This window comes from Paenibacillus riograndensis SBR5 (genome assembly GCF_000981585.1).
Taxonomy (GTDB): domain Bacteria; phylum Bacillota; class Bacilli; order Paenibacillales; family Paenibacillaceae; genus Paenibacillus_AQ; species Paenibacillus_AQ riograndensis.
This window is the reverse complement of the sequence record NZ_LN831776.1, coordinates 6,667,166-6,682,639: the sequence shown is the minus strand read 5'-3', so window position 1 is coordinate 6,682,639 and position 15,474 is coordinate 6,667,166. Positions and strand designations below refer to the sequence as shown.

12 protein-coding genes are annotated in these 15,474 nt (G+C 47.8%); 7 read left to right on the top strand and 5 right to left on the bottom strand.

Annotated features, from left to right (window positions below; translation table 11 throughout):
* The first annotated feature begins 11 nt into the window (after positions 1-11).
* Both PRIO_RS28275 and PRIO_RS28270 read left to right on the top strand, forming a co-directional pair.
* A complete protein-coding gene (locus PRIO_RS28275) occupies positions 12-1,268 on the top strand; it encodes a macrolide family glycosyltransferase (protein WP_020433410.1) in 1,257 nt (418 codons plus the stop codon).
* 47 nt (positions 1,269-1,315) lie between these two features.
* Positions 1,316-2,569: a macrolide family glycosyltransferase gene (locus tag PRIO_RS28270; protein WP_020433411.1), complete on the top strand. Its 1,254-nt coding sequence runs from the start codon at positions 1,316-1,318 to the stop codon at positions 2,567-2,569.
* 27 nt (positions 2,570-2,596) lie between these two features.
* On the opposite strand, the gene PRIO_RS28265 is transcribed toward PRIO_RS28270, so the two are convergent.
* Positions 2,597-3,625, bottom strand: a complete 1,029-nt coding sequence (locus tag PRIO_RS28265) for a glycosyltransferase (RefSeq protein WP_046507522.1) — start codon at positions 3,623-3,625, stop codon at positions 2,597-2,599.
* A 311-nt stretch (positions 3,626-3,936) separates the two neighbouring features.
* Here PRIO_RS28265 and PRIO_RS34180 point away from each other — a divergent pair, with 311 nt between their 5' ends.
* Genes PRIO_RS34180 through PRIO_RS28250 form a run of 3 tightly spaced genes read left to right on the top strand, consistent with a single transcriptional unit; the run spans position 3,937 to position 6,767 of the window.
* On the top strand, positions 3,937-5,001 hold the full coding sequence (locus PRIO_RS34180; RefSeq protein WP_020433415.1) for an ArsR/SmtB family transcription factor: 1,065 nt from the start codon (positions 3,937-3,939) through the stop codon (positions 4,999-5,001).
* A gap of 18 nt (positions 5,002-5,019) precedes the next feature.
* Entirely contained in the window at positions 5,020-5,970 is a 951-nt protein-coding gene (locus tag PRIO_RS28255) for an ABC transporter ATP-binding protein (protein WP_020433417.1), read from the top strand.
* Complete coding sequence (locus tag PRIO_RS28250) at positions 5,967-6,767, top strand: ABC transporter permease (protein WP_020433418.1); 801 nt, start codon at positions 5,967-5,969, stop codon at positions 6,765-6,767. Before PRIO_RS28255 ends, PRIO_RS28250 begins: the two co-directional genes overlap by 4 nt.
* A gap of 54 nt (positions 6,768-6,821) precedes the next feature.
* Here PRIO_RS28250 and PRIO_RS28245 read toward each other — a convergent pair whose 3' ends face one another.
* The 3 genes from PRIO_RS28245 to PRIO_RS28235 are packed head-to-tail and all read right to left on the bottom strand — an operon-like array spanning position 6,822 to position 10,513.
* Entirely contained in the window at positions 6,822-7,949 is a 1,128-nt protein-coding gene (locus PRIO_RS28245) for a Ger(x)C family spore germination protein (RefSeq protein ID WP_039790948.1), read from the bottom strand.
* An 8-nt stretch (positions 7,950-7,957) separates the two neighbouring features.
* Positions 7,958-9,052 carry a GerAB/ArcD/ProY family transporter gene (locus tag PRIO_RS28240; RefSeq protein WP_020433421.1) on the bottom strand — a complete coding sequence of 365 codons (1,095 nt, stop codon included), beginning with the start codon at positions 9,050-9,052 and terminating at the stop codon, positions 7,958-7,960.
* Positions 9,053-9,088: 36 nt separating this feature from the next.
* Complete coding sequence (locus PRIO_RS28235; protein ID WP_046505694.1) at positions 9,089-10,513, bottom strand: spore germination protein; 1,425 nt, start codon at positions 10,511-10,513, stop codon at positions 9,089-9,091.
* A 178-nt stretch (positions 10,514-10,691) separates the two neighbouring features.
* Between PRIO_RS28235 and PRIO_RS28230 the strand changes: the two genes are divergently transcribed.
* Positions 10,692-11,396, top strand: a complete 705-nt coding sequence (locus PRIO_RS28230) for a hypothetical protein (RefSeq protein ID WP_231869768.1) — start codon at positions 10,692-10,694, stop codon at positions 11,394-11,396.
* Here PRIO_RS28230 and PRIO_RS28225 read toward each other — a convergent pair.
* Positions 11,390-13,729: an AraC family transcriptional regulator gene (locus tag PRIO_RS28225; RefSeq protein ID WP_020433425.1), complete on the bottom strand. Its 2,340-nt coding sequence runs from the start codon at positions 13,727-13,729 to the stop codon at positions 11,390-11,392. The genes PRIO_RS28230 and PRIO_RS28225 overlap by 7 nt on opposite strands.
* A 183-nt stretch (positions 13,730-13,912) precedes the next feature.
* Between PRIO_RS28225 and PRIO_RS28220 the strand changes: the two genes are divergently transcribed.
* The gene (locus PRIO_RS28220) at positions 13,913-15,433 is read left to right on the top strand and encodes an extracellular solute-binding protein (RefSeq protein ID WP_020433427.1); all 1,521 of its coding nucleotides are present in this window, start codon (positions 13,913-13,915) and stop codon (positions 15,431-15,433) included.
* Positions 15,434-15,474: the final 41 nt, after the last annotated feature.

Sequence of the window (15,474 nt, the reverse complement as noted above, 5' to 3'; positions counted from 1 at the left end):
AATGTGCAAACATGTCAAAGGTAATTTTTCTGAGCTACCCTTTCTATAGCCACGTCATTCCATCCTTGGCGTTAGTTCGTGAACTGCTTGAACGGGGAGAGGAGGTGATTTACTACTCGGTTGAGGCGTACAAGGATGCCGTAGAAGAGACAGGAGCGGTCTTCAGAGATTATGGAGACATCATTGGGCTACTGGAAGCGGCGACCGATCAGATTAATTATGCCGGGTATCCGACACCCGTTGATATTTTATACTCGCTCGTGCCAAGTAAAATTTTGAAGTCCAAAAAAGTGGTGCAAAGAATAGTCAACCGTGTACTGGCCGATAACCCTGATTATATCGTAAGAGATTGCGAGGCTTATTGGGGAAGGCTGCTCGGTAATATATTGGATGTGCCGGTCGTTTGTTATATCACTACCGTTGCATTAAATAACAGGATGATGGATATCAACAAGGAAGGTTTTATGGAATCTGTATTCAGCATGTCCGCGGATTCGCTGCCGGTTGCGGAGAAGGAAAGTGTCAGCCAGGTTCTGGATCATATTGCAGCAGGGATCGCCAAGGAACAAGGTGTTGAGGGATACACTGTACTGGACGCGCTGGCAGGTGGTGATGAATTCAACATTGTGTATACCTCCAGGGAGTTTCAGCCCTACGCGGAAACATTTGGCGACAACTACGTTTTTATCGGTCCGAGCGTGCGGGCAAGCAAAGAAAAAACGGATTTTCCGTTTCAAAAAGAGGCGGATAGGCCCGTGCTGCTCATCGCCTTCGGAAATATTTTTAATAACACGCTGGAGCTTTATAAAAGATGCATGGAAGCGTTCAGGGACACCGGATTTTCAGTCATTATGTCCGTTGGAAAGAAGGTGGATATTTCATTGCTGGGCGATGTTCCGGCAAACTTTGTAGTGGCAAATCAGGTTCCGCAGGTAGAGCTGATGTCGCAGGTAGATGTGTTCCTGTCACATGGGGGCTACAACAGTTTAAGTGAAGCGATCGATAATCATGTGCCGCTGGTCTTGTTTCCGCAGGGTGCCGACCAGGTGGCTACCTCCAGCCGTATAGAAGAAACCGGTGCAGGTGTTTATGTGAGAAACCAGGAGATATCTCCTGTGGAATTGCTGGAAACCGTGGAGGGTGTTTATAAGAATAGTGAGTATCGACGGAATTGTGAGAAATTGGCAGACTCCTTCCGGTTATCCGGCGGAGCAAAGCTGGGGGCAGACGCTATTCTGGCTTTTATCTCAGAAGCCATTGTCGTTTAGCTCCTCTGTGCAGGCGGTTATTTTTCTGGGCGAAAGGATGTCATACAGTGTCCAAAATCGTGTTTTTGAGCTTTCCTTTTTACAGCCACGTGATGCCAACCCTTACTTTGGTGAGGGAGTTGGTGTCACGGGGCGAAGAGGTTATTTATTATTCCAACGAGAGTTTCAGGGAAACCATCGAGGCAATGGGGGTGACATTCCGAAGCTATGGGCACGCAAGAGGGATGTTCGACAACAGCGCCACTACTATTGAGGTCGAACATCCCAAAGTACTGCTAAACTATCTCGTGCCGGGGGTCATCGAAAAAAGCAAAAAGATCATCAACGCCATCTTGCCGGAGGTTATGGCCGATAACCCGGATTATATCATCCGGGACTGTGATGCCTTTTGGGGGAAACAACTAGCCAGTGTCCTTGATGTCCCGGTCTTGTGCTACGTGCTTACCTTTGCTATTAACAAAACCATGATCGATGCTGCTCCATTGTACTTCCTGGAAAATGTATTTCGCATTCCCCCTGACAAAGGACAGGAATACCTGGATTCTCTTGGGAAGAGCCGTTTAAGCGAAGAATTGGACGTAATGTCCAAGCAAATCGCTATGGCTCATGGAATCAAGGACTTTGATGCGCTTGATGCATTTACAGGACGGGAGGAGCTTAATATTGTATACACCACAAAAGAGTTTCAGCCGTTTGCGGATACCTTTGATGAAAGCTATGCATTCATCGGACCTAACATCCGTCAGGATCGGACAGGCGTAGATTCCCGTATCGAAGAGATGTCGGGCAAGCCGCTTATCTATATTTCGTTAGGCTCAATCTATACGAACCGCCCCGGCTTTTATCAAAAGTGCTTTGATGCGTTCAGGGATACCGAATGGCAGATTGTAATGTCCATTGGCAGTCTTGTGGATATTGGCGATATCCCCGTCCCTGATAATTTTTATTTGAGTGCCTTTCACCCCCAGATGGATGTCTTGGAAAGAGCAGACGTCTTCATCACACATGGGGGATATAATAGTGTGTGCGAGGCTGTTCACAATAATGTACCCATGATCATGTTTCCACAGGGAGCCGACCAGTTCACCATATCCAGCCATTTGGATGACATGGAGGCTGGGATTTATGTAAGGAATTCTGAGATTAGCCCTAGGGAGCTGCGTGAAACGGCTTACAAAATTTATCAGGATAAAAAGTACAAAGAGAACGGAGACAAGCTGAAACGCTCGTTCCAATTGTCCGGAGGAGTCAGGCTTGCGGTCGATTCTATATTCTCATTCCTAAGACAAAAAGGAATTTAGCAGAACAGCGCTTGCTAATATAAGCAATCAAACAGAAAGGATATTTTTATCTTTTTTGTTAATTTCCGCCTGAAGGACATCCCGTAGCTTATTCATCAGGAGGCTGGTATCAAAATGCTTTACAGATTCCCGAACCGCCTCCTGTGACGGCAGTATTTCCGGTTGATCAATGACATTTTGCAGCATGGAGGAAATAGCCCCGACATCACCGGGGGGAACTAACCATCCGTTCTCGCCTCCGCGGATAATCTCGGATGGACCTGATGGGCAATCTGTGCTGATGCATGGTATGCCTTTGGACATAGCCTCAACAAGCACCAGTCCAAATCCTTCCAGCCGTGATGTTAATACTAAACAGGAAACGGGAGGGAGTTGATCCCAGGGGTTATATTGCCAGCCTCTCCATTCAACCCTGTCATTGATCCCCAATTGCCGGGACAAGGCAACTAATGGTTCATGATCCGGCCCGTCGCCAATCATAATGGTTTTGAACTCTCCCTTTAATTGAGAGAGGGCCTTTAAGAAATCACTTATTTTTTTATACTCATCTTCCAGCCGGCCTACATACAAAAAAGTGGCGATATCCGGTCGAGGCACGGTCATTTCAGAAATGGCGACAGGATTATAGATGATATGGACATTATCGCTTCTGCCCCCGTTCACTTTCTCAATTTGCCTGCCAATTCCTTTGCTAATGGCCAAATGGAAGTGGGCCGAGGCCAGCTGCTGAACCTTTATTAACGCAGACAGCTCAAAGTGAACCCAGGACCCAATGGCTGGTTTTCTTTTCATCCGGGAAGTCACCAATTTTGTTTGATAGATAAAGTAGGGATCAGTCACCAGAATGACCTCAGGATTGAAATTGCGCAGCAGTCTGGAATATACAACCAGCGAATTATAATAAATTTTTATCAGGTTGGATCGGGGCATTTCAATAATGTGATGCGGAACCGACTCCAGCCACTTTTTATCATGCGATCCCCCAAATATAATGAGTTCAACCTCATCACCCTTCTGCATCAAGTGTGTGATTACATTTTTAAATACCGTTTCCATCCCGCCTCTGCCGGACAGTTCCCTGCAAACAATGGAGATCCTCATCGAATTACCTGCCTTCATCATATGGATTTGGATATGCAGAGCACAAAAAAACAATTCGATTTACATTTCGACACATAAAAAGGATTTTCCTCCAATCTGGACAGGCAAATGTATTTACTTTTTTTATATAAGTTAAGGAATATTGACATGGAAGAATTAGCTTGTTATGATTTGTTTAACGAATACTTAACAAATTTCTATATTAGTTAAATTCATATTTAAAACCGAAGGGGGAAGGAATTATTAACCCGGATGAAATTGTGAAGATGATGAAGTTTGACTACTGCGAGCCGCTGGAATTCATTGCCGCACTGACGATGGCCGCCAAGGTTGAGTCCATGAACGAGCTTGCGCAGGAGCTAAAGTTTACACCAGACCCCCAATTCACGGAGATGCTGGAAGACGTCATAAGCCGAATATCCCGGCATGTCAAAGAGGAACTGGCCCGTTTTTTTGGAAAGACCCTGACGTACGACCGTCTGGATGCCGTTCTTTCCCAGGTGTTTTACGATGATGATAAAGTGGAGACCGTAGAGGCCTGGATGGAATGCTATAACAAGCGTCAACCTGGGGAACTGGCAGCGATGCTGGTTGAGGCTGTGTATGCAAGCTCCGGCCCGGATTGGCGAGGCGGCTTTTCTTTTGAGGAGGTTTGTCAGGATTCCGCTCTTCTGCATCGGCTGGTTGCCGCTGTTCCGCTGCCGGATGGAGAACTTCACGCTGAACTTATGGACTATGCAAGGTTTCCCGGGGAGTTCAAGCGGAGAACGCAGATTTTACTCGATTCTTTTTTCCGTCACGGCTTTCTAGTCCTAAGGGAGCGGTTAAGGGAGCTTGGAGAGGAAGGCGCGGCTCGTTATGACGTTTATTTTCACGAACAGCCGGAGAAGGCTTTTGGAGAGATTGCCAATTCCGGTAAAGAGCTAATCGTAAACGATACCCGGGTTCACGTCAGCTATATCTCACAGGTCCGCGTGGATTTCCGGCATTTTGAGGGCGTGTCCCGGCTGGATTGGATGATTCTCGGATACCGTAATGATGCTTTGGCCAGTCAGCGTGAAGAGAAGGAAGCGATTGAACAGTTCCTGAAGGTAATCTCCGACAAACGGAGGCTGGAAATTATCGGGCTGCTGAAACAGAGCAACCGGTATGCAGGCGAACTGGCGCAGCTATTAATGCTGACACCGGCAGCAATCAACTACCATACGAACCTGCTGATTGACCTGAATTTAATCCGAATCACCCGAACGGATAGCCGGATCTACTATGTGCTGGACACTGAGCGGCTGGCTGCGTTGATGGATCAGACCAAAAGCTTGCTTTTGCGATAGCGAAGGAGATGGGGAGAAATGGATAGCTGGATCTACGAGGTAGAGTGCGTCAATATGGTCTACAAAAAGGGCAAAATCAAAGCCAACGAAGATATTTCTTTTCTCATTCAAAGGGGAGAAATCCTGGGGGTGCTGGGACCAAACGGAGCGGGCAAATCGACATTGATCAAACAATTGGTGGGACACCTGAAGCCGACCGAAGGGCAAGTATTATACAACGGGCTTGATGTGTACAAACAAACACGTGTGGTAGCAAGCGAGGTGTCTTACTACGCGCAGGAGCCACATGCGTTATCTGCATTAACAGCGATGGAAGCGCTTGTATTTACAGGGCAGCTTCGCGGAATGCAGAAGAAACCGGCAGAGCGGGAAGCCGCGGAATTGCTGGAGCGGTTCGAAATGACAGAACTGCGGAACAAATCATTAAAACGCCTCTCCGGCGGACAGAAGCGGATGGTTGGCATCGGCACGGCGCTGATCGGCCACTCGCCGGTGCTGATACTGGATGAACCCACCAATGAGCTTGATCCGACAAAGCGGAGATTGGTGTGGGATCTCATCCAGGAGCATAACCGTAATGGCGCTACTGTAATCCTGGTTACACATAATGTTCTCGAAGCAGAGCATGTGGTTGACCGGGTCGCAGTGATCAATCACGGAAAGCTGCTGGCGATTGATAGTGTGGCTAAGCTGAAGCAGCGTGTGGACCAGCGGCTGAAATTTGAAATCCAGACGGCATTCGGCCAGAGGGAAGAGGTTGAAAAAGAGCTGGCTGAGTGGGGGATTCTCCAGAGAAGCGGTGAAAACCGGATCTGCCTGCTGGTGGACAAAGCCCAGGCGAGCAGCGTGCTGGACAGAATCATCTCACACCGCGGCCTGCAGATAGAGGAGTATGCCGTCCTGCCGCCAAGTCTGGAGGATGTATATTTCCATATCGATCAAGCAGCCAAAGAGGTGGTGGGGGCATGAGCACCTTTATGAATCCGATCGGGCTTCAGCCGCTGAGAAAGAGGGGCCGATGGGAACGCTGGTGGACGGAAATCTCTATTTTGTTCCGGATTCAGTTCGCGATTGTCAGGGACAGCTGGGCATGGGTCATTCTGATGGCGACGCTGTACCCGCTTACGACCCTGCTTTTCATGCGGTTTTATACGGTGAACCCGACTGATGAAATGGTCGTGCAGATTATTGCAGGAAATCTCGTGTTCGGAATTATCGTGATGGGGATGAATGGGCTGGGGCAGGAAATTGCCTTGCAGAAGCATCAGGATCATTTTACCTTTTATGCGTCTCTCCCCATATCCAAGAATAACTTTGTGCTTGCCAACATGCTGCGGGGACTGATGAACACACTGCCTTCTTTTCTTATTTTGGGATCGCTCGGCCAGTGGATGTACGGTGTTCAGCTTCATTATTCGCCGGGGCTGCCCGTCGTCATCATTCTAAGCCTGACCAGTGTTGTAGGCATTGGAATACTTCTTGGATTCTGGTCGCCCACCTTCCAGTTCACCAACATGCTCTGTCAGGCCCTGATGATGATCATCTCCTTTCTGTCTCCGGTCATGGTGAGCATTGATCAGCTTCCTGTGCCGCTGCAATGGATATCTTATGTGCTGCCGACAACCTACGCTGCGGATGCCATGCGTTCCATTCTGACGGTCGGCTGGTCTAAAGGGGTTATGCTGGATTGTGCCGTCATGCTGGTCTTCAGCATGATTTCACTGATTGTCGTGAACAGGCTGGTCAGTTGGCGGGTTAACAAATAAGGAAATCAAATAAATAAAGGGTTCTACATATGCATGACTAATAGGTGGAACCCTCTACTCAATAATGCCGGTATCTATAATTTTTACATCCACTTTAGGATGGAAATGTACTTTACGATAATCTTTAGGCCAATTTTTGTCCCTCCAGACCTTGTGATGATAAGCAATAAGTTCTCTCCCGACCCCAAAGATATCACAGTTGGCCTTTTGGACTTCTTCCACAACCGATTTAGCTTCTTTTGTGAGAATTTCCGAAAATGCTTGATTTACTTTTTGAAGATCGTTCTCCTTTAACGAACGCTTTCCGGGAAACTCTTCTACGATGGCTTGCAGCTTTAACTCCAAATGGACTTCAACACTTTTGTCCGCAGAAACCGATACCTTGAATTTCCGCTTCACTTTTTTTAAACCTACATTAATAGTAACGTACTCCTGTATATTATCCGGATAGCCCAGAACAATTTTCTTTGTGAATCTTGCATTTTTTCCCTTCTGTCCCTTTAGCAGGACTAGTAATATGGACTGATCTGGGTTCAGCATCCCGCTATAATACTGATCACTAAAAAGGGCCACTCCTCTTGTGATAATTTCATTGCCTTCCATAGCTATATAGGGAAGCGCAAAGTCCTGCCCGGGATCCTTCAGGTACCGGAACACGGTATCTAACGTTTCTTTTGGAAATACACTCATGTCCTCAAGACTTTTAATCTTTTGTGTGATGAACTCGCCAACCTTTGACTCCCCGACCGTTTTTTGTTCAAGAATATCGGAAGCCTTTCCTTCCGCAATAATTACCCTGACGTTGGATGTCGGGTTGCCCGGGTCCCTGAAGTTTACATCCAAGTTAGAGTAAAGGCCTTGCTCTGCCACGGACTTTCCGAGTAACTGAAAACCATTTTTAAGAAATCTAATGTTTCCACTCACCCGATTCCGCAGCTCATTGCTGGCACTGCGCAGGTTATGGCCAGAACTCGTATGAATTTCGCTCGTAGTGGCTTTCTGCTCAATTTCAGGTGGAATGATTAATTCCACAGTTTCTTGTATCTTTCCATCTTCGGTTAGATCAAACCCTGCACTGTAGGCCAGATGCAAGTCCTTCAAGTATTCCTGATCCCAGCATCCGGTGAGACTGAGGGAGGAAAGAATAATCAGCACCGAGAGTGCAATCGTTCCTAACTTCATGCGGCATCTCATGCAAGGCCACTTCCTTTGCTCTTTATAAATAGAGAGATGATTAACATTACCGGCGTGAGCCCGCCAATAATGAGGTAGGCAGCATATGTAGAGGCAGTATCCAGCAGATGGATGCCGACAGAAGTTGCTGGCGCAAGCGCAATTATGAATGTAATGATTTTCACAAACGGAGTAAAATTCCGATGGCTTTTTCGTCTGAATAAAACACTGAACCCCATGGACGCTGCGTAGCAATAACTTACGATAGAACATACAAGGGTTACGGTCCAGATCGGTAGAAACAGGATATCCGCACGGTCCACAATGAAAAAGCTTAGAGATTTCATTAAGTAAATAACCGGTTCGGGTATCATTTTGATTTGCTCGGAGTTAAAGAACATCAGACAGGTAGAGACCACGAAGAAATAGAACAGGGTCACAAACAGGTTAGAGAGACTGACCGTTATCAATTTTTGTTTATCTGTACCTTCAGACAGCGGGTAGATGATCAGCATTAATTCGAAACCATACATAGATATGGTTGTTTCCTTTGCTCCTTTTATAATATTCAAGACCCCCTTTTCCAAGAGGGGGAACATATTTTCCAAGTGGGCTTGAGTTAATCCATAGCAGATAAATAAAAATAAGGGAATAAACAGCACGGAAGCCAGCGTATAGAACCTTGCCAGTACGGTCAGCTTTTCTCTTGCGAGGTAGAGTGTCATGATAGAAAAAAGAGCCAGTACAGCCCATCTTGGCGTGGTTTGCAGCATCCATCTCCGAAGCACCTCTACGGCATTAAGCATAATATTGGAGCCAAGCAGAATAAAGTAACCGATGTACACAATAATCAACAGACTGCCAATAATCGGGCCTCCGAGCTTTATGCAAATATTGAATAGGTTAAGCCCGGGGAATTTCTTCAGCAGAAGCCACAGAAGAATGATGACAAGTTGGGTAACAGCCCCTGCAACTAAAACAGAAAGTCCCCCTCCGCCTTTGGCGGTTTCGTTAAGCTTGGAAGGAAGAGACAGAATGCCAACACCGATTTGGGCTTGAATTATAAAAAGGAAGAGTTGTCCCTTCGTTATCATTTTTTCCTTTTGAGCCACCGTGTCAACTCCTGTCAGTACAGTATAGATTAATGGTCATCTATCCGTTTTTGGGTTGCTTGTACTCTTCCGGAGGGACCAAATTGGAAAGCGTACGAATGTATCCTTCAAGCCTTGAAATTTTAGCGGACTTAATGGTCTAAGATAGGGTTGTCCAAAAGATTCTAGCTTACACAAATGTATAAAAATAAGTGTTAACCCAAAGGATATCCCGATATAGCCGAATAATGAGGCAGCAATCATCAGGGGAAACCGCATAAACCGGATAGCAGAGCTCATTTCGTTAGATGGGATCAGAAAAGATGAAATGGCCGTTAACGCTACAACAATGATCATCGTATAAGAAACCAGTCCTGCCTTAACAATTGCATCCCCGATGACCAAACCCCCGACAATTCCGATAGTTTGACCTACACGGCTGGGCAGACGAAGTCCTGCTTCCCGCAGCAGCTCGAAAATAAGTTCAAGCAGCATCGCTTCAATCAGCGGAGGAAAAGGGACCCGGGTCAATGAACCTTGAATCGTATAGAACAATTGCAAGGGAAGGACATTGGAGTGAAAAGAAACGGTGGCAATATAGAGCGCCGGCAGCTGAAATGCTGTTACAAAGCCGATCAGACGGATAAACCGGACAAAAGAAGCGATAAACCATCGATTGTTATAGTCGTCCGGTGTCTGATAAAAGCTGAAGAAGCTCGCCGGCACAATCAGAGCTGTGGGGTCCCCATCCAGCAGTATGGCGACATATCCGTCCAGCAGATAGGTTGCAGTATGGTCCGGACGCTCCGTATTGATTAGTTGTGGAAATATGGAGAATGGACTATCCTCCGTTAATTCCTGAATAAAACCAGTGGAGAGTACCCAATCAAGGGAGATCTTCTGTATTCTTGTTTCTACAATATTCACCAGTTCAGGGCTGGCGGTATTCTCCATATATACTAAGCTAACCTGTTTGGGGACAGTTTTTCCAAGTGTAAAGTAGCGGACCTTAAGGTTTGGGGATGCTATTTGTTTCCGGATCAGGTATAAGTTCACCTTCATCTGTTCAATAAAACCGTTATGAGGTCCCCGGATTACCCCTTCATTCTCAGGTTCGCTAATGCTTCGTTCGTACTTGGCAGGAGTGAACAGGACATAAAATTCAGATATTCCTTCTGAAAAATAAAGACAGCTTCCTTCAAGAAGTCCCTGAATGCCTTGGTTTAGTTCGGTTTCCATACTGAAACTGAGGGTTGTGAACAGCTCAGTAAGGTCTTTGTCCGGATTACGGCTAAAAGGAACAATCACGTTTCGTTCAATCAATTCTGTGTCAGTGATGGACTCCAGGTAAAAAACCATCCCTTTCCTTCCCTGAAAGGAAATGCTTCTTTTTTTGAGGTCATTGGTATGAAACATTGCCGCTTCGATATAATCGGAATTTTGATCCAGAGAAGGGAAAGAGGTCTGCGTTGGGTTAGTCATGATAAGGCGCTCGACTTTCGGTTAGATTTGCTGTTAACGTTCCCGGATAATATGCAGAATATTCCTGACGGGGCTAAGCCTCAAGTATTGAAGGGGAATTTACATATGAGTCTGAATGAGATAACGTAAATACATATAAAAAGCGAGGTGTACAATGGGGAAATTAACTGATCATTCTTTGAGTTTTACAAAGCTGTGTTTTATATATTTACTTGTTTGTCTGGTCGTCTTACAGCCTCAACGCGCTAATGGAGCAGCATATGTCACGGTTAAGAAGGACGGAGGCATAGATATCGCCTTCAGTCTCCAGCTGAATTCGCGCGTCGAATCGCTGGTTGGCGGCAAAATAGAGGAGCTGCTCACCAGCAGGCTGCAGGCCGCCGGAATCGAACTGCACAAAACGAAAAACGGTAAATCAACGGAATACCAATTCCTTAAATCCTATGACTCCATACAGGATTTGCAGAATGCAGCAAGCCTGGAGCTCGCCGACACTGAAGTCACAACAGAAGACAAGTGGCTGTATACCCGGTATGACGCAGTGGTTCAGCCCAAGCTGAATGCCTATTCGGAAGAGATTATAGACGGTCTTGGGACGCTGAGTGTGCCGAAGTCGCTGGTCCGGATGCTGATGCAGAATCTGGCGCTGGATTTCAATTTAACGCTGCCTTATGATCTGTACGGACCCAACAACGCTTCTGAACAGGACGGGAATACGCTGACCTGGCATATTACGATGGCTGATTCCGAACCGCTGCGCCTTGTTGTGAATGTGCCCAATATCAGGAATATTGCCATTGCCGGCGGCACTGTTATTCTGCTTCTGGCTGTTGCGGTCACCTTGTTCATCAGAAAAAGAAAATCCCGCAGCCGCCATCAATAATCATCCGGCACGGCCCGCTGCCTTGCGCCTGCATTTTCGCGGTACTGGCCGGGGGTCATCCCTTCCTGCTTGCGGAACGAGCGGATGAAATTCTGCGAATTGTTGTAACGGAGACGGGCGGCGATATCCTTGATCGGCATGTCCGTTTCCTTCAGCCATTTCTTGGCCATTTTGAACCGGTACATCGCGAGATATTCGCTGAAGTAATATTGGGTCTCCTTGCGGAACACGCTGCTGATATAGTTGGCATTATAGTGCAGCCGCGAGGCGCACTCCTCCAGCGTCAGGTCTTTGTCGTAATCATGCTGAACGATATCGATCAGCTTTTCCGATATATTGTGGTACTGGGCATTTTGCCTGCTGCCAAAAATGCGGATCATCGGCTGGATGACCACCGTCCAGAACCAGTCCTCTATCTCGGCCACGATGTGGATATCCGTCAGCTCCTCAAATAAAGAGCCGTTCCCCGGATGGATCTGGTTCAGGCTGATCCCCGATTCCTGCATCATAATCAGGAGATTGTTCAGCAGGCGGGTCAGCGGAATCTGATATTCCTGCGGCGACAGCCCCGGCGCAAAAATGCAGCTGAACACCTTATGCAGCACCTCTTTCGCCTTCCCGGCATCCGCCAGCTTAATGGCATCCATCAGATCATTTTCTTTATGTACAGGATAGCTCAGGTTGAGATAATGGTTTCCGGAGTTGATATTTTCGTATTGGATGATAATGCCTTTGCCCAGCGTTATCCGGTGTTTCAGGGCTTCGAGGCCTTCCCTGTAGGCAATCGACATTTTATCAAAGGCATGGAAGGGCAGGCTCAGTCCGATGCTGGCTTCCAGCTTCAGGTAGCTGTTGATAGTCTGCTGCAGCGATTCGGTGAGCGAATAGAGCATTTTGTGAAAAGACTCTGCATGGCCGTCGGCGCTTCCAATCAGTGTAACGACAGCATGGTCCATGATGACCGGTGTCAGCCGGCTGCTGGAAGGAACCAGCTCTTCTATCATATTATGCACGGCGAACAGCAGCAGGCTGAGGTCTTTTTTCAGGTAGCTGTTCTCCTCGGAGAAGTCGAGGCTGATTGTAATAACGGCCATGGTTTGCCATTCTTCGAGCTGGGTGTGATAGCCGAATTGTTCCAGCTCTTCAAGCAGCTCGCGCTTCTTGATATGGCCCTGGAAGGCTTTGATCAGGCCGAAGGTCCGCACCTGCTGGAGATGCTGGGCGACCTCCTTTTCCAGCCGGGATTTGGACTGGAACAGATGATGCACCTGCTCGCCGATGACCTGAAACTCGTTGGTATGCTTTTTGCGGATATCCGGCCTGCGCTGGCCTATCTGGTTGAGCAGCCGTTCAATGGGCGTGTACATTTTGCGGGAGCCAAGCCAGGCCAGCAGTACCGACAGCAGCAGCATCAGGGTGCTTACATAGAGGGTATAGGTCCCGATTTTGTCAGATTCCTTGGTCAGGCTCGCAATCGAGGTCACGGAGAGATAGATCCAGCCGCTCTGCTGGGAACGCATATAGGTGATGGAATAATCCTTGTTGTCCATCACGGTCTTGAATTGCCCCGATGGGGTGGCGGCAGCGGTAAGCTGCGCAAACTCCGTGAATCCGCTGGCGGCAACGGGCTGGCCGATCAGGGTACGGTCCGGGTGCAGCAAAATCCGGCCGGAGCTGTCCAGGACGATAATGCTGTCCAGCGGCTGCACATCGGAATTGATGAAATCCTGCAGACTGCAGGCGGGAATGTTGGCCATCGCCAGCCCGTATTTTTGCAGCTTGGTGGTCGGCAGCTTCTTAATGAGGCTGATGCTGTATGCACACCCCGTAACATTAATGCTCTCCTCGCTGTAGAACAGGGAAGAGGGGTTCAACACCCATGAGCTCTCATCAGGCAGATTAATCAGGTTCGTCAGCTGCTCGTAATTCTTATATTCATTCAGGCGGTAGAGACCGGAATTTTTGATCATCCAGTTCTGCCGCTGGTTCAGCAGGATCACATCCTCCAGCTTCGTATCAAAAGACTGCATATTGCGGATTTCCGTACGGATGTCATTATATAAAATGAAATCGGTTACATTTAACGGATTGTTCAGTGCTTTTTTGAGTACAGAGGAGTTTACGACCTGGTTCAAGGTTTGATTGACAGTAGCCAGCTTATGCTCTACATTTGATGTGATTTGTAAAATAAGCTCCATTTTGCTACGGTTAACATTTTTTTGAATCTCTCTGGAGGAAGTGAAATAAGAGAACGAACCAATGAACAGCACAGGCAATGTGCTGAGGACAAAGGCGAACATCGTTAATTTGCTCAGGAAGCTTAAATGTTTCAATAGATTCAGCACCTTTACATTAGGTAGAAGCAATCGCCTGTCTTAAGTGTATGCATCACGATGGATAATAACAATAATCATCTGGTGCCGCAATAATCATTTTCTCTAGTTATCACTATGAATTGCAATTTGTACATCTATTAGGAGCAAAATGTATAATTTATAGGCCAGGGGGATACATGGATGTTCAGACAAGGATGGGGCCGCAGGGCTGCCCGGTATAACGGTGTGCTTGTTCTGTTTGCAGTTATTATGTTAAGCGCTTGCAGTAGTGAGGATGCTGGACACAGCAGCCCCGCTGGTGAGGCTCCGTCGATATCCATACTGGCTCCGCTGCATTTTCCGCAGACTCCTGCCAGGGATATTGTCACGGAGATCGACAAGCTGACCGGTGTCCGGCTGGAGATCACCTGGGTTCCCGAAGGGGTCTACACCGACAAAATGAACACGGCAATGGCAACCGGTTCCCTGGGCAAGGTCACTTTTGTTAAGGTCACGGATTATAATCTGGTCAAGAACGCGATCCGCTCGGGTGCTTTTTGGGAGATTGGCCCCTATCTTAAGGATTTTCCGAATCTGAAGCAGCTGGACCCTGCGATTCTGGACCAGACTGCCGTGGACGGGAAGTTCTATGGCCTGTATACGGAGCGCCCCTCCTCCAGACAAGGAATTATCATCCGCAAGGATTGGCTGGACCGTCTCCATTTGAACAAACCGCAGACGCTGGAGGAGCTGTATCACGTTTTACGGCAGTTCACCTACAATGATCCGGACGGCAACGGCAAAGCCGATACACTAGGACTTGTTGACCGCAATGATCTCGTCTATGGGGTGTTTAAGACACTCAGCTCCTATTTCGGCACGCCGAATAACTGGAAGCGGGTGAAGGGCCAATTCATTCCTGAATTTGAGACGCCTGAATATATGGATACGATGAACTTTATGAAGCGGTTATATCATGAAAAGATCATCAACCAGGATTTCGCCTTGACCAGCAAGGAGGTGCAGCGGGATAAGTTCATCCGGGGCAGCGCCGGGGTATTCATTGGCAGCATGACCGATGTGCAGCGGCTCTCCATTGAGGCCCAGGCGATCAATCCCGCAGCCGAGCTGACCTTGATTAACCGGATCAAAGGGCCGGAGGGCTATAAGGTGTGGTCCATACCCAACTATAACGGGTTGTACCTCTTCTCCAAAAAAGCGATCGCCACGGAAGCGGAGCTGAAGCAGGTGCTGGGTTTTTTTGACCGGACGATGGATAAGGATGTCGCCAACCTGATGAAATACGGGTTCGAAGGACGGCACTACAAGCTGGAGGACGGCAAAGTCATTCTTCCTGAGGAAACCTCGCAGCTGCGTGTGAATGAGGTGAGTCCGCTCTACTCCCTGATGATCGCCGATATCGGCAACCGGAACATTATGGAAATCGCGCAAAAAGAGCAGCTGACCGCCCTCGCCGACCAGCTCAGCGAAGACAACGAGCAGTTTCTGGTCAATGACCCGACCGTCAGCCTCAGCTCGCCCACTTTTGACGAGAAAAACACCGAGCTGTCCACCATCATCGTCGATGCGACCTACAATTATATCCTGGGCAATATTACGGCCGAAGGCTTCCGCCAAGAGGTGAAGAAGTGGAGAAGCAGCGGCGGCAATCTGATTATTCAGGAATATGGGGAGGCGGCGCGGGCGAGGGCGGGGGGATAGGATGACTTGTGATTTTGGCCAAACTTTTAGTAGAACTGCTT